The organism is Cellulomonas sp. Leaf334 (assembly GCF_001424195.1).
GTDB lineage: Bacteria > Actinomycetota > Actinomycetes > Actinomycetales > Cellulomonadaceae > Cellulomonas.
Genome location: NZ_LMOO01000008.1, coordinates 160,545 through 185,269, shown reverse-complemented (window position 1 = coordinate 185,269; position 24,725 = coordinate 160,545). Strand labels below are relative to the sequence as shown.

The following is a 24,725-nucleotide window of genomic DNA, read 5'->3' as shown; positions in this document are numbered from 1 at the left end:
GGATCTCGCGCGGGCCGTGGTGCGTCACGCGCCGAAGGCCTTGCGCTCGACCTCGTCGCGCTCGGTCTGGTCGTCGTAGCGCTCGTCGCGCTCCTCGGGCTCCGCGCCCTTCCGGCGTGCCCTGAGGAGCTCGACGCCGATCGGGACCACCGAGAGACCCACCACGACGATGAGCAGGATCTCGATGTTCTCCTTGATGAACGTGAAGTTGCCCAGCCAGTAGCCGAGCAGGGTCACGCCGACCGCCCACAGCAGGGCACCCACGACGTTGTAGGTGACGAAGTGCCGGTACCGCATCCCGCCGACGCCCGCGGCGACGGGCGCGTACGTCCGCACGATGGGCACGAACCGGGCGACGATGATCGTGCGCCCGCCGTACTTGTCGAAGTACGCGTAGGTCTGGTCGATGTACTTCTTCTTGAAGAAGCGCGAGTCGGGCTTGTTGAACACCTTCGGCCCGAGGGTGCGGCCGATGAGGTAGCCGGTCTGGTCGCCGAGGAACGCGGCGGCGAACAGGACCAGGCAGAGCACCCAGATGTTGATGTCGAGGGAGTCCTGCGCGACGAGGGCGCCCGCGGTGAACAGGAGCGAGTCGCCGGGGAGGATCGGGAACAGCAGACCCGTCTCCACGAAGATGACGAGCGCGATGCCGACGAGGGCGGCCGTCCCGAACGACTCGATCAGGTGGTCGGCGTTCAGGAAGTCCGGCCCGAGGGCCGCGATCGGTCCGGCGGCCGTGAGGGCGGTCGTCATCAGCATGTGCCCAGAGTACGGGGCCGGTAGCGGGCGACCCGTGGGCCACTTGTGCGGACTCTGTGCGCCGCGGTGCTGAACAATGGCGGCGTGCGGGCCACCGTGAAGGACGTCGCTGCCCGGGCAGGGGTCTCGCCGAAGACGGTCTCCAACGTCATCCACGGCGTCGTCTTCGTGCGCCCGGAGACGCGGGAGCGGGTCGAGCGTGCGCTCGCGGAGCTCGACTACGTGCCCAACCTCGGCGCGCGCGGGCTGCGCAACGGACGGTACGGGCTCATCGCGCTGGCCCTGCCCGACCTGTCGACGGCGTACTCGGCGGAGCTCGCGCACCACTTCGTCGAGGAGGCGCACTCGCGCGGCTGGTCCCTGCAGATCGAGGAGACCGCCGCCGAGCCGGGGCGGGAGCGCGACCTGCTGTCCCGGGCGCGGTCGCACCTGGTCGACGGGCTCGTGCTCAACCCGGTCTCCCTGGAGGACTCCGCCGTGCCGGTGGTGCCGGGGCCGCTGCCGCCGACGGTGCTCATCGGCGAGGTCGTGCAGGACCGGGCGGACCACGTGGGCGTGGACAGCGTCGGGGCGTCGCGGGACGTCACGGAGCACCTGTTGGTGACGGGCCGGCGACGCATCGCGGCGGTGGGTACGCCCCCGCCGGGTGTGGAGACGGCGGCGGCCCGGCAGCGCACCGAGGGGTACCGGGCGGCGCTCGCGGCGGCGGGGGTGGTGCACGACCCCGACCTGGAGATCCCGGTGCGGCACTGGACCACGGAGCAGGCGGTGGAGGCGACGCGTGCGCACCTCACCCGGCACCCGGCGCCCGACGCGTTCGTCTGCTTCACGGACTCGATGGCGCTCGGCGTGCTGAGCGTGCTGTGGGAGAGGGGCCTGCGCGTGCCTGACGACGTCGCGGTGGCGGGGTTCGACGACGTCGCCGCAGCCCGGTACGCGGTCCCGCCGCTGACCACGGTGGCGTTCGACCTGCGGGGGTACGCGGTGGCTGCGCTGGACCTGCTCACCGACCGCATCGCGGACCCCGACCGGCCGGCGCGGCAGGTCGTGTACCCCCACCGGGTCGTGGTCCGCGCCAGCACCGCCTGACGGAGCCGCTCGTCACGAGTCCGATGACTCGGGTCGAGCGCTTCCGTTGCGGGTCCGTTCCAACGATGTAATGATGCGAACCGGACACGGCGACGACGCCGGGCCTGGCTACCGACGACGACGTCGGACGCGTCTCACGAAGGAGTGAGGGCATGGCACTGCACCACCTTGCGCCCCCGAGCGCAGCAGATCCGCCCGGACCGGGCCTCACCCGCCGCCAGATGCTCATCGGCTCGCTCGCCGCAGTGGGCGGCGTCGCCGCGATCGGGTCGCTCGCCGGCTGCACCCCCGCGAACGCGTCGGCCGACGGCGTCCGCCAGCTGGCCTTCTGGCACCTGCTCAGCGGCGGCGACGGCATCAACATGGCCGGCCTGGTCGACGACGTGAACGCCCTGGACCACGGCTACGAGGCGACCCAGACCGTCCTGGCCTGGGGGGCGCCGTACTACACGAAGCTCGCCATGGCGAGCGTCGGCGGCCGGTCCCCGGACACCGCGATCATGCACGCCTCACGCGTGGCCGGGTATGCGCCGGGCGGCCTCCTCGACCCCTGGGACCTCGACCTGCTGGCCGAGAACGGCGTGCAGGAGTCCGACTTCCTCGAACGCGTCTGGGCCAAGGGCGGGCTCGACGGCAAGCAGTACTCCATCGCCCTCGACTCGCACCCGTTCATCATGATGTACAACCTCGACGTCGCCGAGCAGGCGGGGGTGCTCGGGCCCGACGGCCAGCTGGCACCGATCGACAGCCCGGACCAGTTCCTCGAGGTCGCGCGGGCCATGCAGGCGGTGACCGGCAAGCACGGGCTCTCGTACGGGTACCTCGGCGACGGTGCCCAGATGTGGCGGCTGTTCTACACGCTCTACAAGCAGCACGACGCCGAGTTCGACCTGTCCGGCGAGACGGCCGTGGTCGACGACGACGCCGCCGTCTCGTCGCTCGAGTTCATCCAGCAGCTGCTGGACGGCACGGTCTGCACCCCGAGCGGTGACTACGGCACGGCGGTCTCGGAGTTCATGTCGGGGGAGAGCGGCATGTTCTTCACCGGCGTGTGGGAGCTGCCGACCGCCAAGAACTCGGGCCTCAACGTCGACGCCCAGCCGATCCCGACGCTGTTCGGCACGCCCGCTGCCTACGCCGACTCGCACGCGTTCACGCTCCCGCACCAGTCCAGCCCGGACGAGGAGCAGCGGCGCGCGACGTACCGGTTCGTGGCGGACGTCCTCAAGAACTCGCTCGCGTGGGCCGAGGCCGGGCACATCCCGGCGTTCCAGCCCGTCGTGCAGAGCCCCGAGTACCAGGCGCTGCTGCCGCAGGCGCACTACGCGCCGGCCGCCGAGATCCTCAACTACGACCCGGAGGCCTGGTTCACCGGGTCGGGCAGCGACTTCCAGAACTACTTCCTCGAGACCGTCCAGGGCGTCTACCTCGACGGCTCGGACCCGGCGGAAGGCTTCGACGCCTTCATCCGACGCGTGAACGTCCAGCTCTCCAAGCCGAACCCCGTCTGACCGGAAGGAGTCGACATGTCCACCGCAGCTCTCAGCGCCGCCGCCGGCACACGCGCAGGCTCGTCGGAGATCCGGGCCGGCGAGCGTTCGGCCCACCACCGCAACAACCGCATCGGCTGGGCGTTCGTCGCACCGTTCGTCATCGTGTTCGTGATGTTCCTGATCTGGCCGCTGATCCACGGCTTCTACCTCAGCTTCACCGGCGAGAGCATCACCGGCGCGAACGGCCAGCTGATCGGTTTCGCGAACTATGCCGAGGCGCTCCAGGACCCGATCATGTGGCGCTCCCTGCTGAACACCCTGTGGTTCACGGTGCTCTCGACGATCCCGCTCGTCGTCGTCTCGCTCGCCCTCGCTCTGCTGGTCCACCAGGGGCTGCCCGGCCAGTGGCTCTGGCGCCTCTCGTTCTTCATGCCGTTCCTGCTCGCGTCGACCGTCGCCGCGCAGATCTGGATCTGGATGTACAACCCGCAGCTCGGGCTCGTGAACTACCTGCTCGGCGCCGTGGGGGTCGATCCGGTGGCGTGGCTGCAGGATCCGTCGTGGGCGATGTACGCGGTCGTGGTCATGACGACGTGGTGGACCGTGGGGTTCAACTTCCTGCTCTACCTCACCGCCCTGCAGAACATCCCGGAGCAGCAGTACGAGGCGTCCGCGCTCGACGGTGCCGGTCGCTGGCGGCAGCTGCGGTCGATCACCGTGCCGCAGCTGGGCCCGACCACCGTGCTCATCGTGATGCTGCAGGTCCTGGCCTCGCTCAAGGTGTTCGACCAGATCTACGTCATGACCAACGGTGGTCCGGCCGGCGTCACCCGGCCGGTCGTCATGTACATCTTCGAGACCGGGTTCACCGGCTACCGGTTCGGGTACGCGTCCGCCATCGCGTACATCTTCTTCGCCCTGATCGTCATCATCTCGGTCGGCCAGGTCCGGCTGACGTCCCGCAGGAGCGCCTGATGACCGCCGTCGCCACCGAGCCCACGACCAAGCCCACCGTCCACCACCCGCGCGGCAGGTTCGCCGAGCGGGCCGGCCTGCGCATCGGCGAGCGCTTCGCCAGCCCGGGCCGCATCGGGGCGCTCGTCGCCCTGGTGGTGCTCGCCGTGCTCTGGCTCCTGCCGTTCCTGTGGGCCCTCGTCACGTCGTTCAAGACCGAGACGGACGCGGCCGCGACACCCGTGTCGTTCTTCCCGAAGAGCGGCTTCACCACCGATGCGTACTCGAACGTGCTGAGCCAGGGGAACATCCCGCTCTGGACGTGGAACAGCCTGCTCACCGCGACCGCGATCACGATCATCACGCTCGTGGTGTCGGCGCTGGCGGCCTACGGCTTCTCCCGGCTCGAGTTCACGGGTCGGCGCTGGCTGTTCTGGGGGATGATCGCGTCGATCATCATCCCGCCGCAGGTGCTCATCGTCCCGCTGTTCTACGAGATGCTCACGCTCAACCTCGTCGACACCTACTGGGCCGTGATCCTGCCGCAGGTCGTCGCACCGGCCATGGTGTTCATCCTCAAGAAGTTCTTCGACCAGATCCCGGTCGAGCTCGAGGACGCCGCGCGCATCGACGGCGCCGGCCGCCTGCGGGTGTTCTGGTCGATCGTGCTGCCGTTGTCGCGGCCGATCCTCGCCGCCGTCTCGATCATCGTGTTCATCGCGGCGTGGAACAACTTCCTGTGGCCCTTCATCGCCACCAGTGACTCGTCCCTCATGACGCTGCCCGTCGGCCTGCAGACCGTGAAGAGCGCCTACGGGCTCCAATACGCGCAGGTCATGGCGTCGGCCGTGCTGGCGGCGATCCCGCTCGTGGTCGTCTTCCTCTTCTTCCAGCGCCAGATCATCAAGGGCTTCGCCACCACCGGTTTCGGAGGCCAGTGATGACTCGTGCACGCATCACGCTCGATCGCGACTTCGTCGTCGGGGAGGTACCCCGCCGGATCTTCGGGTCGTTCGTCGAGCACATGGGCCGGTGCGTCTACACCGGCATCTACGAGCCCGGTCATCCGACGGCCGACGAGCAGGGCTTCCGTCGCGACGTGCTGGACCTGGTCCGGGAGCTGGGCGCGACCGTCGTCCGGTACCCGGGGGGCAACTTCGTGTCCGGGTACGCGTGGGAGGACGGCGTCGGCCCGGACCGCCCTCGGCGCCTCGACGGTGCCTGGCACACGGTGGAGACCAACGCGTTCGGGCTGCACGAGTTCGTCGAGTGGTCCCGCCTTGCCGGGGTCGAGGTCATGGAGGCGGTGAACCTGGGCACCCGGGGCGTCGAGGAGGCGCGTGCGCTGGTCGAGTACGCCAACCACCCCGGCGGCACGGAGCTGTCCGACCGGCGGCGCAAGAACGGCCACGAGGACCCGTTCGACATCCGGCTGTGGTGCCTGGGCAACGAGATGGACGGCCCGTGGCAGATGGGCGCCAAGACCGCCGACGAGTACGGCCGGCTCGCGCAGGAGGCCGCCAAGGCGATGCGCCTGGTGGACCCCCGGATCGAGCTGGTGGCGTGCGGCTCGTCGAACTCCGGCATGCCGACGTTCGGTGCGTGGGAGCAGACGGTGCTCGGGCACACCTACGACCAGGTCGACTACGTCTCGCTGCACGCCTACTACCAGGAGCACGACGGCGACCACGCGAGCTTCCTGGCCAGCGCGGTCGACATGGACTACTTCATCGAGTCGGTCGTCGCGACGGCCGACGCCGTCCGGGCACGCGGAAAGCACAGCAAGCTCATGCACCTGTCCTTCGACGAGTGGAACGTCTGGTACGCCACCGGCAAGGACACCGCGGACCAGCCGCACGTGATCGAGAAGGCCGGGACCTGGCGCGAGCACCCGCGGATCATCGAGGACGAGTACTCGGTCACCGACGCCGTCGTCGTCGGGACCTTCCTCAACTCGCTGCTGCGGCACGGTGACCGCGTGAAGATCGCCAACCAGGCCCAGCTGGTCAACGTCATCGCGCCCATCCGCTCGGAGGAGGGCGGTCCGGCGTGGCGGCAGTCGATCTTCTGGCCGTTCGCGCGGACGGCGGCCCTCGCCCGCGGCGTGATCCTGCGGGCGGCCGTCACCTCCGACCGTTACGACACGGCGAGGTTCGACGCGGTCGACCTGGTGGACATGGCGGCGACATGGGACGAGGAGCACGGCCGCGTCGCGCTGTTCCTGGCGCACCGGGGTCTCGACGAGGACGCCGAGGTCACCGTCGACCTGCGCGGCTGGGCGGCCGGTCAGGTCCGGCGCGCGGAGGTGCTGACCGTGCCCGAGGGCGGCGACCGGCACACCACCAACGCGCAGGACGCGCAGGACCGCGTCGGGCTGCGTCCGCTCGACGGGGTGCGGGCCGACGACGGCGCGGTGAGCCTGCGGCTGCCGCCACTGTCCTGGGCGGTGGTCGAGCTGGAGGTCACGCTGGCCTAGCGTGGCGCCCGTGGACGAGGAGCGTGCGGAGGTCGGGGTCGGCCCGTGGGTCGGCGAGTGGCCGACGGATGAGCGGTACGACCCGCAGCTGCTGGCCGACGGGGACCGTCGCAACGTCGTCGACGCCTACCGCTACTGGTCCGTCGAGGCGATCGTCGCCGACCTCGACACCCGTCGGCACCCGTTCCACGTGGCGATCGAGAACTGGGCGCACGACCTCAACATCGGCTCGGTCGTCCGCACCGCGAACGCGTTCCTCGCGGCCGAGGTGCACATCGTCGGCAACCGCCGCTGGAACCGTCGCGGCGCCATGGTCACCGACCGCTACCAGCACGTCCGGCACCACCCGACGGTCGAGGACCTGGTCGTCTGGGCGGCGGGGCGCGACCTCCCGGTGCTCGGCGTCGACAACCTCCCCGGCTCCGTGGCCCTGGAGGGCTACCCCCTGCCGCGCGCCTGCGTGCTGCTGTTCGGCCAGGAGTCGGTCGGCCTGTCGGACGCCGCCCGCGACGCCGCCGTCGATGTCCTGCACATCGCCCAGTTCGGGTCGACCCGCTCGATCAACGCGGGCGCGGCGGCCGCGATCGCCATGCACGCCTGGATCGCCCGCCACACGCCACCGGCTGTCCAGGGGTAGAACGTCCCGGGCGTCGGGTTCCACCGGCGTGCCAGAATCGGTTCGATAACCCCCTCCCTCTACGCGCAGGAGATGCTGCAGATGGCCATCGCCACCCCCGAGGTCTACGCCGAGATGATCGACCGGGCGAAGGCGGGCAAGTTCGCCTACCCGGCCGTGAACGTCACGTCGTCCCAGAGCGTCACCGCCGCGCTGCAGGGCTTCGCCGAGGCGGAGTCCGACGGCATCATCCAGGTCTCCGTCGGCGGCGCCGAGTACGCGGCCGGCTCGACCGTCAAGGACCGCATCGCCGGCTCGCTCGCCCTCGCGGCGTACGCGGCCGAGGTCGCCAAGGGCTACCCGGTGACCGTCGCCCTGCACACCGACCACTGTGCCAAGCAGAACCTCGACTCCTGGGTGCGGCCGCTGCTCGCGCTCGAGATCGAGCAGGTCAAGGCCGGCAAGCTCCCCACGTTCCAGTCGCACATGTGGGACGGCTCGTCCGTGCCGCTCGACGAGAACCTGGTTATTGCCGAGGAACTTCTGGAACTTTCAGTTGCCGCCCGCACGATCCTCGAGATCGAGGTCGGCGTCGTCGGTGGCGAGGAGGACGGCCACACGGCCGAGATCAACGACAAGCTGTACACGACCGTCGAGGACGGCCTGGCCACGGTCAAGGCGCTCGGTGCGGGCGAGAAGGGCCGCTACCTGACGGCCCTCACGTTCGGCAACGTGCACGGCGTCTACAAGCCGGGTGCGGTCAAGCTGCGTCCGTCGATCCTCGCGGAGATCCAGAAGGCCGTCGGCGAGGCCATCGGCAAGGAGAACCCGTTCGACCTGGTGTTCCACGGTGGCTCCGGCTCGACCGAGGCCGAGATCGCCGAGGCCGTCGACAACGGCGTCATCAAGATGAACATCGACACGGACACGCAGTACGCGTTCAGCCGTCCCGTGGCGGACCACTTCTTCCGCAACTACGACGGCGTCCTCAAGGTGGACGGCGAGGTGGGCAACAAGAAGGCCTACGACCCGCGCGCCTGGGGCAAGCTCGCCGAGGCCGGCATGGCCCAGCGGATCGCGGAGGCCTCGCGCCAGCTCCGCTCGGCCGGGCACACGCTCGGCGCCTGACACCCGAACACACGAAAGGCCCCCGGTCACCCGGGGGCCTTTCGTGTGTCAGCTCGTGCTGTCTCCGACCGGTTGGAACTCCGACTCGTCTCCCTCGACGACGTCCAGGAGCTCACCGATCCGTGTGACCTCGAGCAGGAACCGCACGGTGGGCGGCACCCGCAGGAGGCGGACGCGATGCTGGGACCGGATCGACAGACGGGCCAGGAACGCGACGCCCGAGGAGTCCATGAACGTCACGTGGTGAGCGTCGACCTCGATGGGCAGACCCACCTGCTCCGCCTCCGCCGTCGCTTCCTGCAGCTCCGGTCCGAGGTCGGCGTCGACCTCTCCCGAGAGCACGATGCGGGTGGCGTCGGTCCCCACGATGACCTGCACCGCTCCCGGCTCGCCGACGATCCCGGCACCTTGGTCGGTCTGCGAGACGTCCGCAGGCCCGTCGGGGATCGTGCTGTTACCGTCGCGCACGGCGCTCCTTTCAGCTTCTTCCGGCAGGCCCGCGCCGCTTCTCGACGACCAGCCTGTTCGGAACGCTAGACGATCGGAGGTGGTGGTGGTCAACTCCCACGCCTCCCGCCTACCCGATCGGGCCCTCGCCGAGGTCCGTGACCGCGCCCTCAAGTCGACTTCGGTCCCGATGGCGCTGCTGGATGCGACGGCGACGAACCTCCCGGTGATCTGGGTCAACGACGCGTTCGAGCGGGTCACCGGCTACGGCGTGGAGGAGGCGCGGCGTCGCCAGACGGCCGTCCTCGAGGACACGGCGCTGCAGCAACCCGATCTGGTGCTGCTCCAGGACGGACTGCGCGCGGGGCGGGAGATCGCCCACACGATCGTCCTGCGCCGGGCCGACGGCACCCGGCTCGCCTGCCGCGCGCACCTCTCACCGGTCCGTGCAGGCGACGACGGTCCGCTGACCCACTGGGTCGCCGCGCTCCAGGACCTGACCGAGCAGCTGTCGCACGACGCCGAGCAGGCGGCGATGGTGGAGACGGAGCGTCGCGAGCGGCGCAGCCTCGGGCTCATCGCGCAGGTCTCGGACCTCCTGATGGACGTCGACGACCCGCACGCCCTGCGCGAGATCGCGACGATCCTGCGCCGGGCCGTGGTCGGGTGGGCGGCGTTCTACCTCAACGACGGCGGCCTGCGCGTGGCCGACGGGATCGACGCGGGGCGCCCGCCGACCGGCAAGGGCTCGCGGCACGGGGAGGGCCCGGGCGGGCAGGACGTCGCCGTCGATGCCGTCCAGCAGCTCCTCGACGCCGAGACGGACCGCCCGGTCGAGCTGGCGCTCGGGGGGTCCTACGGTGCCGGGAGCGCGTCGGCGTGGCTCGCCCAGCAGGCCGACGCGGAGCTGGGGGCGGCGCCGCACGGAGTCGGGCGCTCGGTCCTCGTCTTCCCGCTGCCCGGTCGCCGCCGGGTGCTCGGCGTGCTCGTCGTGCACGCCCACGACGGCCACGGCCTGCGGGACCTGGAGCCGTCCGTGCGCACGGTCCTGGACCTGACCGCCCGCCGCGTCGGGCTCGTCATCGACAACGCGCGCCTGTACGACCGCGAGCACCGGCTCGCCGAGACGCTCCAGCGGGCGATGCTCCCGGAGCAGGCCGAGGTCGACGGTCTGGACGTGTGGACGTACTACGCGCCGAACTCCGAGAACGCCCAGGTGGGCGGCGACTGGTACGACGTGCTGCAGGTCAGCCAGGACGTGGTCGGCGTGGTCATCGGGGACGTCGTCGGGCACGACGTCGAGGCGGCGGCGTCGATGGGCCAACTGCGCTCGGTGGTCCGCTCCTACATCTTCGACATCACGACGCCCGGCCCGGTGCTGGAGCGCGTCGACCAGCTCGTTGCGGGGATGCGGGTGCCGCGTCCGGCGGGCCTGGTCCTGTCGACCCTCAGGCGGACCGACGAGGTGTGGCGGCTGGAGTACTCCCGGGCGGGGCACCTGCCCGCGCTCCTGGTCCGCGGCGGTACGGTCACGCTGCTCGACGCGGCCGGCGGTCCCCTGATCGGCTTCGGGGGGACGCCGCGGGCCACCGGGTCGGTCGACCTGGAGCCCGGTGACGTCGTCGTCTACTACACGGACGGGCTCATCGAGCGGCGCGACCGCGGCCTGCGCGACGGGCTCGCAGCCCTGTCCGCGGTGGCCGCGGGCGTCACCGCACGGGACGCGGCGGGCGTCGGCGAGGAGCTGCTCTCCCGGCTCGCGGACCACCCCGAGGACGACGTCGCCGTCGTCGTGGTGCGGGTGCCGTCACCGCTCGACACGTCCGAGCGCACGCGCAGCCCACGCCGCCGGCGCTGGTCCCTGCCGAGCGAGGCGGCATCCATCGGGCGCGCCCGGCACGCGGTGGTGCGGACCTGCCAGGCGTGGGGGATCGAGGACGCGGCGAACGCCGAGCTGGTGGTCTCCGAGCTCGTCGCCAACGCCGTCCTGCACGGGTTCGGGCACGTGTCGCTGCAGCTCTACGACACCGGGGACGGTCTGCGCATCGAGGTCGAGGACGCCAACCCGGCGCCGCCGGTCACGACCGACGGGCACCCCGGGCGGGTGGGCGGTTTCGGCATGCAGATCGTCGAGCGGCTCGCGGACTGGGGCTGGCGCCAGTCGCGCGGCGGCAAGCTCGTGTGGGCGAAGGTGCGGCCGGGCTCGCTGCCCGCAGGAAGTCGTTAGGCCGGGGCGGACGCGCCGTCGGGGCGGCGGAAGTCCGACTGCTCGACGCCCGACTCGCACCGGTGGTCCGCGTCGATGCGGAACAGGTCGAGGGCGCCGCAGATCTCGATGACGAACAGGTCGCGCGGGTCCGCACCGCGCAGGACGGTCGCTCCGCCGCGCTTGCGGCCGGCGTCCGCCAGGGAGATGAGGAACGCCGCACCCGTCGAGTCCATGAAGGTCACGCGGCACATGTCGATGACCACGAGCTGGCGGCGAAGACCCACGACGCGCGCGGCGATCTCCGGGAACTGGTCGCGCTCGGCCAGGTCCAGATCGCCGGCGACGGTCAACGTCGTCGACGTCGAGGACGTCGAGATCTCGATCATGGGCACCCTGTCTGGAGGGGGGAGGTGCACACCGAACGGTGGTCCAGGTCGGCGGGACGACTGTAGTCGCGCTCCCAGACGCGTGCACACTGAGCGCATGAGCCACGAGAACCTGCTGGACGGTCCCGCCCCGACACTGCTCCCCGCCGCCGGCCCGGACGCCGACGCCCGCGCCGCGCTGAGCAGCGGCAGGAACCCCCGGGAGGCTGTCCCGGCCGCACCGGCGGCGTCGATCCTGTGGGCGCAGCTGGCGGAGCGGGCGCTCTCGGACGACGGCGACCCGGTCGCCGCCTACGCGTACGCCCGGACGGGCTACCACCGCGGCCTGGACGCGCTGCGCCGCGCCGGGTGGCACGGTCGTGGCCCGATCCCCGCGGACCACATCCCGAACCAGGGGTTCCTACGGTCCCTGCTCGCGCTCGCGGAGGCGGCGGAGGCCATCGGCGAGTCCGAGGAGGCGACCCGGTGCGAGACGTTCCTGACGGACAGCGGCACGTCCGTCAGCGAGGTCGCGAACCTGCGGTGACATGACCATTCCTTGACGATCCGGTAGCCTCTGTGGGTACTGGGTCACTGCCGCCCGGTGCACGGCCCCGGCAACTTCCGGCACCCGGGTCCGCACCGTAGGCAGGGTGGGAGTGGTGATCTGGATGCCGGCCGTCGTGGTGCTCGGAGCTCAGTGGGGCGACGAGGGCAAGGGCAAGGCGACCGACCAGCTCGGTGCGCGGACGGACTACGTCGTGAAGTTCAACGGCGGGAACAACGCGGGCCACACGGTCGTGATCGGTGGCGAGAAGTACGCCCTGCACCTGCTCCCCTCCGGGATCCTGTCGCCGGGCGTGGTGCCGGTCATCGGCAACGGCGTCGTCGTCGACATCGAGGTCCTGTTCGAGGAGATCGACGCGCTCGAGGCGCGCGGCGTCGACACCTCCGCCCTCAAGGTCTCGTCGGCCGCCCACGTGATCGCCCCGTACAACCGCACGCTCGACAAGGTCACCGAGCGGTTCCTGGGCAAGCGCCGCATCGGCACCACCGGCCGCGGCATCGGCCCCGCGTACTCCGACAAGATCAACCGCGTCGGCATCCGCGTCCAGGACCTGTTCGACGAGAAGATCCTGCGGGAGAAGGTCGAGGGAGCCCTCGACCAGAAGAACCACCTGCTGGTGAAGGTCTACAACCGCCGGGCCATCACCGTGGACGAGACGGTCGACGACCTGCTGCGCCACGCCGAGCGTCTGCACCCGCTGGTCGCCGACACCCCGCTGCTGCTCAACACCGCGCTGGACGAGGGCAAGACGCTCGTCTTCGAGGCCGGTCAGGCCACGATGCTCGACGTCGACCACGGCACCTACCCGTTCGTCACGTCCTCGTCGGCCACGGCCGGCGGCGCGTGCACGGGCTCGGGCGTGGGGCCGACGAGGATCGACCGCGTCGTCGCGGTCGCGAAGGCGTACACCACCCGCGTGGGCGAGGGGCCGTTCCCGACGGAGCTGCTCGACGACGACGGCGAGTGGCTGCGGCAGACGGGTGGCGAGTTCGGCACGACCACGGGCCGCCCGCGCCGCACCGGCTGGTACGACGCCGTCGTGGTCCGCTACGCCAGCCGCGTCAACGGGCTCACGGACCTGGTGGTCACCAAGCTCGACGTGCTGACCGGCCGGGACAAGATCCCCGTCGCCGTGGCGTACGACGTCAAGGGCCGCCGGTTCGACGAGATGCCGTACGACCAGTCGGACTTCCACCACGCGACGCCGATCTACGAGTACCTCGACGGTTGGTCGGAGGACATCTCGGGGGCCCGCGAGTTCGACGACCTGCCCGCCGCTGCGCAGCGCTACCTGCTGCGGCTCGAGGAGATCTCCGGCGCGCGCATCTCCTCGATCGGCGTCGGTCCCGGCCGCGAGGCCACGATCGTCCGGCACGAGCTGCTCAGCTGATCGGTCCGTCCCCGGACACGCGGGCGTGCAGGTGCATGTCGTGCCAGCCGTCCGCGTGCAGGGCGTCGCCGCGCTTCGTCCCTTCCAGGCGGAAGCCTGCCCGGGTGGCGACCGTGCAGGAGGCGGGGTTGGCCACCGAGTGGTCCACCTCGATCCGGTGCAGCCCGAGCGTGGTGAACGCCCAGGTGCTGAGCGTGCGCAGCGCGGTGGTGGCGATCCCCCGGCCGCGGGCCTGCGGCAGCACCCAGTAGGAGATGTCCGAACGCCCGTCGCCGTGTTCCAGCGACCTCAGGCTGATCTGGCCGAGGACCTCGTCGGGGGTCGCGACGGCCCATCCGGCCCCGGTCTCGGTCGCCCACCTGCTCGTCCAGGACGCCACCCACGCGGTGGCCTCGTCCCGGTCCATCGACCGGTCGTGCCACCTCCGGATGGCGGGGTCGGCGTAGGCGGCGACCACGACGGGGGCGTCCTCGGTGCGCCACGGCCGCAGGTGCAGACCGTCGGCGTAGAGGACCGGCTGGGTCAGGTCGCGCTGGGTTCCCGGGGTGATCGCGGGCGGGGTCAGTCGGGGCACGCCAGCAGTATGTCGAGGGTCAGACGACTGTGGCGACGGGTATGGGGGCGGCGAGCTCGAGCTCCGCGACCATCCGCTGCCGGACGACCGCGACCGGGTAGGCGATGGCCGCGAGGCAGACGACCGTGGCGCCCACGAACACGGCGGGCAGGCCCCACTGCTCCGCGACGAGCCCGCCGAGCAGCGCCCCGACGGGCATGAGCCCGTAGGCCAGGGTCCGGCCGGCGCCGCCGACGCGGCCGAGCATGCCGGGTGCGACCATCCGCTGGCGCATCGACTGCGAGATGACGTTCCCGTTGGTGTTGAGGAAGCCGAGGAAGAACACGGCGACTGCGATCGCGGGCACGGTCGGCACCAGCACGGGGACGAGGAGCAGGAGGGTGTTCAGGGTCCAGCAGCCGAGGAGCAGCCGGACCTCGGGGATGCGGCGGCCGAGCGGCTCGGCGGCGAGCGAGCCGAGCACCGCGCCGACGGCCAGCCCCGCGAGCACCAGGGGGTAGTGGGCGGGTTCGAGGCCGACGCGCGACCCCGGGCCGACCATCCAGAGCACGAACACCGCGAAGTAGCCGGTGTTCGCCATGTTCAGGACGCTGCCGGCCACCAGCAGCGGGCGCAGGACGGGGTGTCGGACGAGGAACGCGACACCCTCGCGGACCTCGGAGACGGCCGAGCTCTTGCGGGTCGCCGCGTGCTTGTACGTCCCGGGGATCCGGGTGGCGACGAGGAGCAGCGCGAGCACGCCGAGACCGGCCGGCACCCCGAACAGCCAGCCGGCGCCGAGGGCGACCAGCGCGCCGGCGACCGGTCCGCCGACGAACGCGGACATCACCTGCTGCGCCGCGAGCGTGCGCCCGTTCGCGGCGTCGAGGCGGGAGCGCGGCACGAGGTCCGGGACCAGGGCCGAGCCGGCGAGGTCGACGAACACGTCGGTCACGCCGTAGAGCAGCACGATCGTTGTCAGGGCGGTCATCGTCATGTGCCCGGAGGCGACCAGCCAGACGGCGACCCCGAGCAGGACGGCGCGGGCGGCGAGCCCGACCACCTGGGTGTACTTGCGGTCGCGGCGGTCGACGACCACCCCGGCGGCGAGCCCGAGCACGAGCCAGGGGAGCCACGCCGCGGCGGTGAGCAGGGCGATCTGGCTGGGGGAGCGCGTGAGCGTGAGGGCGTACAGCGGGACGCCGGTCTGCACGATGCCGTCGCCGAGGTTGGCCATCCCGGTGGCGGTCAGGTGCGCGGCGAAACGCCGGCCGAGGGGTTCGCGCTCGCTCATGGGGAGCTCCGGTCCGAGAGGGTACGATCGAAGAGAAAACTCTGCAAAGACAATTCTGCAAAGGTATCTCTGCGAATGAGCGAGAGCAAGCCCCTGCCCTTCCGTGCCCGCGCCATCGGGCCGGAGGAGCTCAAGGCGCTGGCGCACCCCCTGCGGATGGCGATGTACGACTACCTGTCCGAGCACGGGTCGGCCACCGCCAGCCAGCTCGGCCGGCACCTGGGGGAGAGCAGCGGGCAGACGAGCTACCACCTGCGCCAGCTGGAGAAGCACGGGTTCGTCGAGGACGACCCGACCCACGCCCGCGGTCGCGACCGGTGGTGGCGCACCGTCGGGTACAGCATCGACGGGCGCGACATGCTCCGGGACCCCCGCACCGCGGATGCCGCGCACGCGCTGCTCCAGGGGGTCGTCGCCGAGCGGGCGAAGGTGCTGCAGCGTTGGCTCTCGACCGGCGACACCCCGGAGTGGGAGCGCGTCGCGCACAACGACTCGTCGACGGGCGATCTCACGCTCGACGAGCTCCAGGAGATCGTGCTCGCGGTCGAGGAGACGATCGACGGGGCCCTCAAGCGCGCGAAGGCCCGCAAGGCTGCCGGTGAGACAGAAGGGCGACGGCGCGTGCGGATCTACTTCGACGCGCTGCCGCTGCCGCTCGACGATGGCGCCTGAGTTGTGCAGATCGAAAGAATCGCGGATGTTTCAGCCCTGAGGTGATGGAATCCGCGGGCGAAGAGGTCCACGGTGGAAGGACTGGATCCTTTCCCCGGAGGTCGTCATGACGCTCGTCGAGCACCACCCCCTGCTCACCGCCCCGGCTGCGCCCGGCGCGCACCGGCACCGTGCGCTGCAGGCGTGGGTCGGTGCGGTCGCGTCGCTCACCGAACCGGACGAGGTCGTCTGGGTCGACGGCTCCGCCGAGCAGGCAGCCGTGCTGATCGAGGGGATGGTCGACGCGGGCACGCTCCTGCGGCTGAACGAGAAGCTGCGACCGAACAGCTACCTCGCGCGCTCCGACCCGTCCGACGTCGCCCGCGTCGAGGACCGGACCTTCATCTGCTCGGTCGACCCCGACGACGCCGGCCCGACCAACCACTGGCGCGAGCCCCACGTCATGCGCGCCGAGCTGGCGGGCGTGTTCGCCGGGTCGATGCGCGGCCGGACCATGTACGTGGTCCCCTTCTCGATGGGCCCGCTGGGCGGACCGATCTCGCAGCTCGGCGTGCAGGTCACCGACTCCCCGTACGTCGTCGTGAGCATGCGCGTGATGACGAGGGTCGGCACCCCGGTGCTGGACCTCCTCGGTGCCGACGGCGACTTCGTCCCGGCCGTGCACTCGGTGGGCGCACCCCTGGAGCCGGGCGAGAGCGACGTCCCCTGGCCGTGCAACGACACGAAGTACATCGCGCACTTCCCCGAGACGCGGGAGATCTGGTCCTTCGGGTCCGGGTACGGCGGCAACGCCCTGCTGGGCAAGAAGTGCTTCGCGCTGCGGATCGCGTCGGTGATGGCCCGCGACGAGGGCTGGCTGGCCGAGCACATGCTGGTGCTGCGCGTGACCTCGCCGACCGGGGCGGTGTCGCACGTCGCCGCCGCGTTCCCGTCCGCGTGCGGGAAGACCAACCTCGCGATGCTCCGGCCGACGATCCCGGGCTGGACGGTCGAGACGATCGGCGACGACATCGCCTGGCTGCGCCCGGGCGGTCCGGGCACGGACGGCCGGCTGCGGGCGATCAACCCCGAGGCGGGCTTCTTCGGCGTCGCCCCGGGCACCGGCGAGTCCACGAACCCCGCCGCCATCGCGACGCTGGCGCACGACGTGATCTTCACCAACGTCGCACTCACCGACGACGGCGACGTGTGGTGGGAAGGCCTCACCGACACCCCGCCCGACCACCTGACCGACTGGCGCGGCGACGACTGGACGCCGGGGTCCGAGACGCCCGCCGCCCACCCGAACAGCCGGTTCACCGTCGCCGCCGACCAGTGCCCGACCATCGCCGACTCGTGGGACTCGCCCGAGGGCGTGCCGATCGACGCGATCTGGTTCGGCGGTCGACGGGCCACCAACGTGCCGCTCGTCGCGCAGGCCCGCAGCTGGTCGCACGGGGTGTTCCTCGGCGCGACGATCGCGTCCGAGCAGACCGCCGCAGCCGAGGGGCCCGTCGGCACGCTGCGTCGCGACCCCTTCGCCATGCTCCCCTTCTGCGGCTACAACATGGCGGACCACTGGGGTCACTGGCTCCGGCTCGGCGCGCAGCTGTCCGCCCGCGGCATCCCGCTGCCGGCGATCTTCGGCGTCAACTGGTTCCGCAAGGGCGACGACGGGTCCTACCTGTGGCCCGGGTTCGGGGAGAACGCCCGGGTGCTCGCGTGGGCGCTGCAGCGGCTCGACGGGTCGGTGGAGGGGACCGACTCGCCGATCGGGGTGCTGCCGGCCGACGGCGAGCTCGACCTGGGCGGGCTGGACCTGCCGCCGGACGCGCTGGAGCAGCTGCTCGCGGTCGACGCCGACGCGTGGCTGGCGGAGTGCGACCTGACCGAGGAGTTCTTCGCGCGGTTCGGTGACCGGCTCCCGCTCGCGATGGTCGACGAGCTGGATGCGCTGCGAGCACGTCTGCGGGCGGCCGGCTGATCCGGCCGGTGTCCACGGGCGCCGTCCCGTCTGCTCTCCGGAGCTGACTGTCGGTAGGCTCCCGCCACGTGAAGATCCTCGTCGTCGGCACCGGTGCCCGTGAGCACGCGCTGGTGCGCGCGCTGTCCCTCGACCCGGCGGTCACCGCGCTGCACGCCGCCCCGGGCAACCCCGGCATCGGTGCGCTCGCCACGCTGCACGCGGTCGACCAGCTGGACGGCGCCGCGGTGACCGCGCTGGCCACCTCGCTCGACGCGGACCTCGTCGTCGTCGGACCGGAGGCGCCGCTCGTCGCGGGGGTCGCCGACGCCGTCCGCGAGGTCGGCATCCCGGTGTTCGGCCCGTCCGCCGCAGGCGCCCGGCTCGAGGGCTCGAAGTCGTTCGCGAAGGAGGTCATGGCCGCCGCGGGGGTGCCCACGGCGGAGCCGCGGGTCGCGACGACGATCGAGGAGGCTGCCGCCGGTCTCGACGCGTTCGGCTCCCCGTACGTGGTCAAGGACGACGGGCTCGCCGCGGGCAAGGGGGTCGTCGTGACGCACGACCGCGCCGAGGCGCTGGCCCACGCGCAGGCGTGCCTGGCGAAGCCCGGCGGCCGCGTCGTCATCGAGGACTACCTCGACGGTCCCGAGATCTCCCTGTTCGTCCTGTCCGACGGCATCGACGTGGTGCCGCTGGTCCCCGCGCAGGACTTCAAGCGCGCACGCGACGGCGACGAAGGCCCCAACACGGGCGGCATGGGGGCGTACTCGCCGCTGCCGTGGGCCCCCGCGGACCTGGTCGACGAGGTCGTCGAGCGCGTCGCGCGCCCGACGATCGCCGAGATGGCACGCCGCGGCACCCCGTTCTCCGGGGTCCTCTACGTCGGGCTCGCCCTGACGTCGTCCGGGCTGAAGGTCGTCGAGTTCAACGCCCGCTTCGGAGACCCCGAGACGCAGGTCGTGCTGGCCCGGCTGGAGACGCCGCTCGCCGCGGTGCTGCTGGCCTCCGCCACGGGGACGCTCGGCACCCTGCCGCCCCTGCACTGGCGCGACGACGCGGCGGTGACCGTCGTGATCGCCTCGGGCGGCTACCCCGGTTCCGTGCGGTCCGGCGACCCGATCACCGGGACCGAGGACGCCGACGCGCTGCCCGGGGTGCACGTCCTGCACGCCGGGACGGCGCTCCAGCCCGACACGGACGCCGAGCACCTGGTGTCCGCGGGCGGTCGCGTCCTCTCGGTCGTCGGGGTCGGCCCGGACCTGGCCGCCGCCCGCGCCGCCGCCTACGCGGGCGTCCACCAGATCGACCTCCCGCTGTCGCACTACCGCTCGGACATCGCCGCGGCGGTGGCGGACCTCCCGTTGGTCTGACGCGCGATAGGGCATCATCGCCGGATGGCCACCACCACGTTCGTGTACGGCGACGGCGCCTGGGGTGGAGACGCGACCGCGACCCCGAGCCTGACCATCGAGGTGCAGGACGGCGACATCGCGACCGTCGACTACCGGCCCGCACCCGACGGGCTCGGCCGGTTCTACCTGGGCTTCCAGCCGCGGGACTTCTTCGACGACCCGGCGGAGAGCGACCCGGTCGACCTGGCGGCCGAGGCGGAGGCGTTCGCCGAGTGGGCGCTGCTGGTCGGGGCGGTGGACGTGGAGGCGAAGCACGTGCGGCGGCTGCTCGCCGAGGAGCACGTCGACGAGCCGGCGGACACGTTCGTCGAGGAGACCGTGGAGCGGCTGGTCCGGCTGGTCGGGCTGCCCATCCCCGACGGGCTGGACGGCGGGGACGACCTGGTCTGAGTCCTGCACACTAGGGCCCGTGACTGCTGAGCTCCCTGGCTGGACCCATTCCTACTCCGGCAAGGTCCGCGACCTGTACGTGCCGGTCGACCCGTCGCAGGGAGACGTCGTCCTCGTCGTCGCCAGCGACCGGGTCTCCGCGTACGACCACGTGCTGGAGCCCGGCATCCCCGGCAAGGGCGTCGTCCTGACGCAGCTCAGCCTGTGGTGGTTCGAGCAGCTCGCGGACCTCGTGCCCAACCACGTGGTCTCGACGGACGTCCCCGCGCAGGTGGCCGGTCGCGCGATGATCTGCCGCCGCCTGGAGATGTTCCCCGTCGAGTGCGTCGCGCGCGGCTACCTCACCGGGTCGGGGCTCGCGGAGTACCGGGTGTCCGGGTCGGTCACCGGGATCGCGCTGCCCGCCGGGCTGGTGGACGGCTCACGGTTGCCGGAGCCGATCTTCACCCCGGCCAGGAAGGCCGAGCTGGGGGAGCACGACGAGAACGTGCCGTTCGAGGCCGTGGTCGGGACCGTCGGCGCGGACACCGCGGAAGCGCTGCGGGACCTGACCCTGGCGGTGTACGGACGTGCGGAGGCGATCGCGCGCGAGCGGGGCGTGATCCTCGCCGACACCAAGCTCGAGTTCGGCACCGACCCGACGACCGGCGCGATCACGCTCGGGGACGAGGTGCTGACCCCCGACTCCTCGCGGTTCTGGCCGGCGGACCTCTGGCAGCCCGGGCGGGCGCAGGCCAGCTTCGACAAGCAGTTCGTCCGTGACTGGCTGACGTCGTCGGCGTCCGGGTGGGACCGGGCGAGCGACTCGCCGCCGCCGAGCCTGCCCGCGGACGTGGTCGAGCGGACCCGTGACCGGTACCTCGACGCGTACGAGCGGCTCACGGGGGCCCCGCTCGCGGTGTGACGTTTCGCTCATCCCGGACCCGAGGGACGACGATCAGGAGAGGTTAGGCTTCCCTCATTCCGACGCCGCCCGCTTCGCCGCGGTGGCAGTCCCCCGAACGAATGGGAGCACCCCCGTGCGCATCGCCCGTCGCACGGCAGTCGTGGCCTCCACCGCTGCCGTCGCCCTCATCCTCACCGCCTGCGCCGGATCCGACGAACCCACCGAGGACGCTGCCGAGCCCGCACCGAGCGGCTCCGCCGCCTCCGACGTCTTCCCCGTGTCCATCGACTCGACCCTGGGCACCGCGGAGATCGAGGAGAAGCCCGAGCGCGTCGTGACCCTCGGCTGGGGCGCCGCGGACATCGCCCTGTCGCTGGGCACCGTGCCGGTCGGGATCGAGGAGGACACGTGGGGCGGCGACGCCGACGGGTACCAGCCGTGGTTCCGCGCCGCGGTCGAGGACGAGGGCGCCGAGCTGCCCGAGACCATCGCGATGTACCCCGAGCTCGACGTCGACGCGATCATCGCGCTCGAGCCCGACCTCGTGCTGGCGCCGCAGTCGGGCCTCGAGCAGGACGTGTTCGACCAGCTCTCCGCGTTCGTCCCGGTCGTCGCCTACCCCGGCGAGCCGTGGCAGACGTCGCTCGAGGACCAGGTGAGCATCGCCGCGGAGGCGCTGGGTGTCCCGGAGAAGGCGGAGCCGCTGCTCGAGGAGCGTCAGGCCGCGATCGACGCCGCCGCGGCCGACAACCCCGAGCTGTCCGGGCTGACGTTCGCGTACGTCTACGGGGGCGACCAGCCGGGTGCCCTGTCGGTGTACCTGCCGGGTGACCCGCGGGTCGAGCTGCTCACCGGTCTCGGCCTCGAGCTCGCCCCGTCCGTCTCGGCGCTCACCGCGTCGCCCGGCACGTTCGTCGCCACCCTCGGCCTGGAGAACGCGGACCAGCTGAACGACGCCGACCTGCTCTTCACCTGGTTCAACGACGCCGACGAGCAGGCCGCGACCGAGGCCCAGCCGCTCTGGGCGCAGATCCCGGCGTTCGCGTCCGGCGCCTACGTGCCGATGGTCGACAAGCAGCTCGGCATGGCCGTCTCCGTGGCGACGCCGCTGAGCGTGCCGTGGGCGATCGACGAGTACGTCCCGCTGATCACCGCCGGCGCCGAGAAGGTCCAGGGCTGACGCCCACCCTCTCCTCACCGTGAGCACCGCGGTCGCCGAGGCCCCGCACCCCACCCGGGTGCGGGGCTCTCGCGCGCTCGTGCTCGGGCTCGGGCTGGTCGGCTCGATCCTGCTGCTCGCGCTGGTCGTCGGGCTGAGCATCGCCGTCGGTGCCAAGCCCGTGCCGCTCGACGACGTCTGGTCCGCGTGGCGGCACCCCGACGGGTCCTACGTGTCGACGGTCGTCGCGTCGCGGATCCCGCGCACGCAGCTCGGGCTGCTCGTCGGCGCCGCGCTCGCCGTGGCGGGTGTCGTGATCCAAGGTCTGACCCGTAACCCGCTCGGCGACCCCGGCCTGCTGGGCGTGAACGCGGGGGCGTCGGCGTCGCTCGTGGTCACGGCCGCGGTGCTCGGCGGCACGGCCGGCCGGACCGTCTGGGCGGCCGTGCCGGGGGCGCTGTTCGCCGCGGCCGCGGTGTACCTCATCGGTTCGGGGGGCCGACGCGCGACCCCCGTCCGGCTCGTCCTGGCGGGCGCGGCCGTCTCGGCGGTGCTGATCGCGCTCGTCGAGGCCATCACCCTGGCCAACCCGGACGTGTTCGAGACCTACCGCTCCTGGGTGATCGGGTCCCTGGCCGGGCGGCCACCGTCGACCGTCGACGCCGTCCTGCCGTTCGTCGTCTTGGGCCTCGTCCTGTGCGTGCTGCTCGCACGGCCCCTCAACGCGCTGGCACTCGGCGACGAGACCGCGACCTCCCTCGGGCTGCGGGCCGGCCGTACCCGGCTGCTCGGCGCCGCCGGGGCGACGCTGCTGTGCGCCGCGGCCGTCGCGGCTGTCGGGCCGATCGCGTTCGTCGGGCTGGCCGTCCCGCACGTCGTGCGCTCGTTCACCGGCTCCGACCACCGCTGGCTCCTGCCGTACTGCCTGGTGCTCGGCCCGGTCCTCCTCCTGGCCGCCGACGTCGTCGGTCGCGTCGTCGCCCGCCCCGGGGAGCTCCCCGTCGGCGCCGTGACGGCGTTCGTCGGGGCGCCGTTCCTGATCCTGGCGGTCCGTCGGGGACGGGTGGGGTTGTGACCGCGGTCCTGACTCTCGGTCCGGCCGTCACCGTGCGGTGGCGCCGTCGACCCGTCGTGGTCTGCGTCGCCGCGGTCCTCGTCGCCCTGGTCACCATGCTCGTCACGCTGTCGGCCGGCCGGCTCGGCATCCCGCTCGCGGAGCTGCCCGGGGTCGTCGCCGGCACCGGGTCGCGGGCGCAGGAGTGGGTGCTGTGGACCAACCGGCTGCCGCGGATGCTCGTCGGGGCCGCGGCCGGGGCGGCGTTCGCCGTCTCCGGGGCGATGTTCCAGTCCGTCACACGCAACCCGCTGGGCAGCCCCGACGTCATCGGTCTCGGCGCGGGTGCCGCCGCGGGGGCGGCGGCCGCCGCACTCGTCTGGCCCGGTCTGGTGCCGGTCCCCGTCGGCGCGCTCGTCGGTGCCGGCATCGCGATCGGGGCGGTCTACCTGGGTTCGGGGGCGGGGTTCCGGGCGCCGCTGCGGATGGTCGTCGTCGGCATCGCCGTCGGTGCGATGTCGATGGCGTTCGTGCAGCTCGCCCTCGCGCGGGCGACGCGCGAGGATGCCCAGGTCGTCGCCGCCTACCTCAACGGCAGCCTCGCGGCGCGCGCCTGGTCCGACGTGGTCCTCATCGTCGTCGCGCTCGTGCTGCTGCTGCCCGTCGCGCTGGTCCTGACGCGGCCGATGCAGCTCGTCGAGATGGGGGACGAGGTCGCCGTCGCGGTGGGCGTCCACGCGGACCGGGTGCGGACCTGGGCGGTGGTCGTCGGCGTGCTGCTCACGGCAGCGGCCGTCACCGTGAGCGGACCGATCGCGTTCGTCGCCCTGACCGCCCCGCAGATCGCGCGCCGGCTGACCCGGTCCACCGGGCCCGGGATGGTCGCCGCCGCGTGCTGCGGGGCCGCGGTGCTCGTCGTGGCCGACCTGGTCGCCCAGTACGCCGTACCGGGCGTCGTCTACCCCGTGGGTGTCGTCACCGCCGCGCTCGGCGGCGTGTACCTCGCGTTCCTGCTGGTCCGCGAGTGGAGGAGGAGCCCCGCGTGAGCCGTCCCGTACAAGGTTCACCGCTGGAGGCCGAGGGCCTGACCCTCGCCTACGACCAGCTCGTCGTCGCCCAGGACCTGTCCGTGCAGATCCCGAGGTCCTCGTTCACGGTGATCATCGGACCCAACGGGTGCGGCAAGTCGACGCTGCTGCGGGCGCTCGGCCGCACCCTGAAGCCGCGGGCCGGGCGGGTGCTGCTGGATGGCACGCCCATCTCCGCCATGAAGAGCAAGGACGTGGCCCGCCGGCTCGCGCTCCTGCCACAGAGCCCGGTCGCACCCGAGTCCATCACCGTGGGGGACCTCGTCGCCCGGGGCCGCTACCCGCACCAGGGGATCCTGCGGCAGTGGTCCGCCGCCGACGCCCGGGCCGTCGCCGACGCCCTCGACGCGACCGAGGTCGCCGACCTGCGCGACCGGTACGTCGCCGAGCTGTCCGGCGGCCAGCGACAGCGCGTGTGGCTCGCCATGGCGCTCGCGCAGCAGACCGACCTGCTGCTGCTCGACGAGCCGACGACGTTCCTCGACATCGCGCACCAGTTCGAGGTCATGGACCTGTGCGCCCGGCTGCACGAGGAGGGCCGCACCCTCGTCGCGGTCCTGCACGACCTGAACCAGGCCGCCCGGTACGCCACGCACCTCGTCGCGATGAAGGCCGGGGTCGTCGTCGCCGAGGGGCCGCCGGCCGACGTCGTGACCGAGCCGCTTGTGCGCGAGGTGTTCGGGCTCGCCTGCCGGGTGGTGCCCGACCCGGAGACCGGGACGCCGATGGTCGTGCCCGCCCGCCGCGACGCGCACGTGCGGCACGCGCGCTAGAGCCGTCG

24 protein-coding genes are annotated in these 24,725 nt (G+C 72.2%); 19 read left to right on the top strand and 5 right to left on the bottom strand.

Annotation, left to right across the window (positions count from 1 at the left end):
- Positions 1–24: 24 nt before the first annotated feature.
- Positions 25–759 (bottom strand): VTT domain-containing protein, encoded by a 735-nt coding sequence (locus ASF78_RS18990; protein ID WP_056593245.1) that lies wholly within the window; start codon positions 757–759, stop codon positions 25–27.
- An 84-nt stretch (positions 760–843) separates the two neighbouring features.
- On the opposite strand from ASF78_RS18990, the gene ASF78_RS18985 reads away from it, so the two are divergent.
- The 7 genes from ASF78_RS18985 (at position 844) to fbaA (ending at position 8,515) form a co-directional block, all read left to right on the top strand.
- Positions 844–1,848: a LacI family DNA-binding transcriptional regulator gene (locus ASF78_RS18985; protein WP_056593244.1), complete on the top strand. Its 1,005-nt coding sequence runs from the start codon at positions 844–846 to the stop codon at positions 1,846–1,848.
- Between the two features lie 152 nt (positions 1,849–2,000).
- Positions 2,001–3,359 carry an extracellular solute-binding protein gene (locus ASF78_RS18980; protein ID WP_056593243.1) on the top strand — a complete coding sequence of 453 codons (1,359 nt, stop codon included), beginning with the start codon at positions 2,001–2,003 and terminating at the stop codon, positions 3,357–3,359.
- A gap of 15 nt (positions 3,360–3,374) precedes the next feature.
- The gene (locus ASF78_RS18975) at positions 3,375–4,316 is read left to right on the top strand and encodes a carbohydrate ABC transporter permease (protein ID WP_056593242.1); all 942 of its coding nucleotides are present in this window, start codon (positions 3,375–3,377) and stop codon (positions 4,314–4,316) included.
- Entirely contained in the window at positions 4,316–5,236 is a 921-nt protein-coding gene (locus ASF78_RS18970) for a carbohydrate ABC transporter permease (RefSeq protein WP_082495199.1), read from the top strand. Before ASF78_RS18975 ends, ASF78_RS18970 begins: the two co-directional genes overlap by 1 nt.
- Complete coding sequence (locus ASF78_RS18965; protein ID WP_056593240.1) at positions 5,236–6,771, top strand: alpha-N-arabinofuranosidase; 1,536 nt, start codon at positions 5,236–5,238, stop codon at positions 6,769–6,771. The genes ASF78_RS18970 and ASF78_RS18965 overlap by 1 nt, the downstream gene beginning before the upstream one ends.
- 1 nt (position 6,772) lies before the next feature.
- Positions 6,773–7,408, top strand: a complete 636-nt coding sequence (locus ASF78_RS18960) for a TrmH family RNA methyltransferase (protein WP_056593238.1) — start codon at positions 6,773–6,775, stop codon at positions 7,406–7,408.
- An 81-nt stretch (positions 7,409–7,489) separates the two neighbouring features.
- Positions 7,490–8,515, top strand: coding sequence for a class II fructose-bisphosphate aldolase (gene fbaA / locus ASF78_RS18955; RefSeq protein ID WP_056594021.1), 1,026 nt, complete (start codon positions 7,490–7,492; stop codon positions 8,513–8,515).
- Between the two features lie 48 nt (positions 8,516–8,563).
- On the opposite strand, the gene ASF78_RS18950 is transcribed toward fbaA, so the two are convergent.
- A complete protein-coding gene (locus ASF78_RS18950) occupies positions 8,564–8,983 on the bottom strand; it encodes an STAS domain-containing protein (protein WP_056593236.1) in 420 nt (139 codons plus the stop codon).
- 169 nt (positions 8,984–9,152) lie between these two features.
- Here ASF78_RS18950 and ASF78_RS18945 point away from each other — a divergent pair, with 169 nt between their 5' ends.
- A complete protein-coding gene (locus tag ASF78_RS18945) occupies positions 9,153–11,189 on the top strand; it encodes a SpoIIE family protein phosphatase (RefSeq protein ID WP_082495247.1) in 2,037 nt (678 codons plus the stop codon).
- Here ASF78_RS18945 and ASF78_RS18940 read toward each other — a convergent pair.
- The gene (locus ASF78_RS18940; RefSeq protein ID WP_056593234.1) at positions 11,186–11,557 is read right to left on the bottom strand and encodes an STAS domain-containing protein; all 372 of its coding nucleotides are present in this window, start codon (positions 11,555–11,557) and stop codon (positions 11,186–11,188) included. The genes ASF78_RS18945 and ASF78_RS18940 overlap by 4 nt on opposite strands.
- A gap of 97 nt (positions 11,558–11,654) precedes the next feature.
- On the opposite strand from ASF78_RS18940, the gene ASF78_RS18935 reads away from it, so the two are divergent.
- Both ASF78_RS18935 and ASF78_RS18930 read left to right on the top strand, forming a co-directional pair.
- Entirely contained in the window at positions 11,655–12,083 is a 429-nt protein-coding gene (locus ASF78_RS18935; protein WP_056594016.1) for a DUF3151 domain-containing protein, read from the top strand.
- 124 nt (positions 12,084–12,207) lie between these two features.
- Complete coding sequence (locus tag ASF78_RS18930) at positions 12,208–13,494, top strand: adenylosuccinate synthase (protein ID WP_056593231.1); 1,287 nt, start codon at positions 12,208–12,210, stop codon at positions 13,492–13,494.
- On the opposite strand, the gene ASF78_RS18925 is transcribed toward ASF78_RS18930, so the two are convergent.
- Both ASF78_RS18925 and ASF78_RS18920 read right to left on the bottom strand, forming a co-directional pair.
- The gene (locus ASF78_RS18925) at positions 13,487–14,068 is read right to left on the bottom strand and encodes a GNAT family N-acetyltransferase (RefSeq protein ID WP_056593230.1); all 582 of its coding nucleotides are present in this window, start codon (positions 14,066–14,068) and stop codon (positions 13,487–13,489) included. The two genes, ASF78_RS18930 and ASF78_RS18925, sit on opposite strands and share 8 nt — an antisense overlap.
- A gap of 19 nt (positions 14,069–14,087) precedes the next feature.
- Positions 14,088–15,341, bottom strand: coding sequence for an MFS transporter (locus tag ASF78_RS18920; protein WP_056593229.1), 1,254 nt, complete (start codon positions 15,339–15,341; stop codon positions 14,088–14,090).
- Positions 15,342–15,416: 75 nt separating this feature from the next.
- On the opposite strand from ASF78_RS18920, the gene ASF78_RS18915 reads away from it, so the two are divergent.
- From ASF78_RS18915 to ASF78_RS18875, 9 genes are all read left to right on the top strand, one after another.
- Positions 15,417–16,013: a helix-turn-helix domain-containing protein gene (locus ASF78_RS18915; protein ID WP_056593228.1), complete on the top strand. Its 597-nt coding sequence runs from the start codon at positions 15,417–15,419 to the stop codon at positions 16,011–16,013.
- A 106-nt stretch (positions 16,014–16,119) separates the two neighbouring features.
- On the top strand, positions 16,120–17,976 hold the full coding sequence (locus ASF78_RS18910) for a phosphoenolpyruvate carboxykinase (GTP) (RefSeq protein WP_056593221.1): 1,857 nt from the start codon (positions 16,120–16,122) through the stop codon (positions 17,974–17,976).
- Between the two features lie 68 nt (positions 17,977–18,044).
- Positions 18,045–19,325: a phosphoribosylamine--glycine ligase gene (gene purD, locus ASF78_RS18905; RefSeq protein WP_056593220.1), complete on the top strand. Its 1,281-nt coding sequence runs from the start codon at positions 18,045–18,047 to the stop codon at positions 19,323–19,325.
- A 24-nt stretch (positions 19,326–19,349) separates the two neighbouring features.
- A complete protein-coding gene (locus ASF78_RS18900) occupies positions 19,350–19,757 on the top strand; it encodes a hypothetical protein (RefSeq protein ID WP_056593218.1) in 408 nt (135 codons plus the stop codon).
- Between the two features lie 19 nt (positions 19,758–19,776).
- Positions 19,777–20,661: a phosphoribosylaminoimidazolesuccinocarboxamide synthase gene (locus ASF78_RS18895; protein WP_056593216.1), complete on the top strand. Its 885-nt coding sequence runs from the start codon at positions 19,777–19,779 to the stop codon at positions 20,659–20,661.
- A gap of 115 nt (positions 20,662–20,776) precedes the next feature.
- The gene (locus tag ASF78_RS18890) at positions 20,777–21,823 is read left to right on the top strand and encodes an ABC transporter substrate-binding protein (protein WP_056593213.1); all 1,047 of its coding nucleotides are present in this window, start codon (positions 20,777–20,779) and stop codon (positions 21,821–21,823) included.
- A 19-nt stretch (positions 21,824–21,842) separates the two neighbouring features.
- The gene (locus ASF78_RS18885) at positions 21,843–22,877 is read left to right on the top strand and encodes an iron ABC transporter permease (protein WP_082495198.1); all 1,035 of its coding nucleotides are present in this window, start codon (positions 21,843–21,845) and stop codon (positions 22,875–22,877) included.
- Positions 22,874–23,902: an iron chelate uptake ABC transporter family permease subunit gene (locus tag ASF78_RS18880; RefSeq protein WP_056593210.1), complete on the top strand. Its 1,029-nt coding sequence runs from the start codon at positions 22,874–22,876 to the stop codon at positions 23,900–23,902. Before ASF78_RS18885 ends, ASF78_RS18880 begins: the two co-directional genes overlap by 4 nt.
- Positions 23,899–24,717 (top strand): ABC transporter ATP-binding protein, encoded by an 819-nt coding sequence (locus ASF78_RS18875; RefSeq protein WP_056594011.1) that lies wholly within the window; start codon positions 23,899–23,901, stop codon positions 24,715–24,717. The genes ASF78_RS18880 and ASF78_RS18875 overlap by 4 nt, the downstream gene beginning before the upstream one ends.
- The last annotated feature ends 8 nt before the right edge of the window (positions 24,718–24,725 follow it).

Coding starts and splice junctions, on each gene's coding strand:
- ASF78_RS18990 (WP_056593245.1), bottom strand. CDS start 759: ATGCTGATGACGACCGCCCTCACGGCCGCCGGACCGATCGCGGCCCTC.
- ASF78_RS18980 (WP_056593243.1), top strand. CDS start 2,001: ATGGCACTGCACCACCTTGCGCCCCCGAGCGCAGCAGATCCGCCCGGA.
- ASF78_RS18975 (WP_056593242.1), top strand. CDS start 3,375: ATGTCCACCGCAGCTCTCAGCGCCGCCGCCGGCACACGCGCAGGCTCG.
- ASF78_RS18970 (WP_082495199.1), top strand. CDS start 4,316: ATGACCGCCGTCGCCACCGAGCCCACGACCAAGCCCACCGTCCACCAC.
- ASF78_RS18965 (WP_056593240.1), top strand. CDS start 5,236: ATGACTCGTGCACGCATCACGCTCGATCGCGACTTCGTCGTCGGGGAG.
- fbaA (WP_056594021.1), top strand. CDS start 7,490: ATGGCCATCGCCACCCCCGAGGTCTACGCCGAGATGATCGACCGGGCG.
- ASF78_RS18945 (WP_082495247.1), top strand. CDS start 9,153: ATGGCGCTGCTGGATGCGACGGCGACGAACCTCCCGGTGATCTGGGTC.
- ASF78_RS18940 (WP_056593234.1), bottom strand. CDS start 11,557: ATGATCGAGATCTCGACGTCCTCGACGTCGACGACGTTGACCGTCGCC.
- ASF78_RS18935 (WP_056594016.1), top strand. CDS start 11,655: ATGAGCCACGAGAACCTGCTGGACGGTCCCGCCCCGACACTGCTCCCC.
- ASF78_RS18930 (WP_056593231.1), top strand. CDS start 12,208: ATGCCGGCCGTCGTGGTGCTCGGAGCTCAGTGGGGCGACGAGGGCAAG.
- ASF78_RS18920 (WP_056593229.1), bottom strand. CDS start 15,341: ATGAGCGAGCGCGAACCCCTCGGCCGGCGTTTCGCCGCGCACCTGACC.
- ASF78_RS18915 (WP_056593228.1), top strand. CDS start 15,417: ATGAGCGAGAGCAAGCCCCTGCCCTTCCGTGCCCGCGCCATCGGGCCG.
- ASF78_RS18910 (WP_056593221.1), top strand. CDS start 16,120: ATGACGCTCGTCGAGCACCACCCCCTGCTCACCGCCCCGGCTGCGCCC.
- ASF78_RS18900 (WP_056593218.1), top strand. CDS start 19,350: ATGGCCACCACCACGTTCGTGTACGGCGACGGCGCCTGGGGTGGAGAC.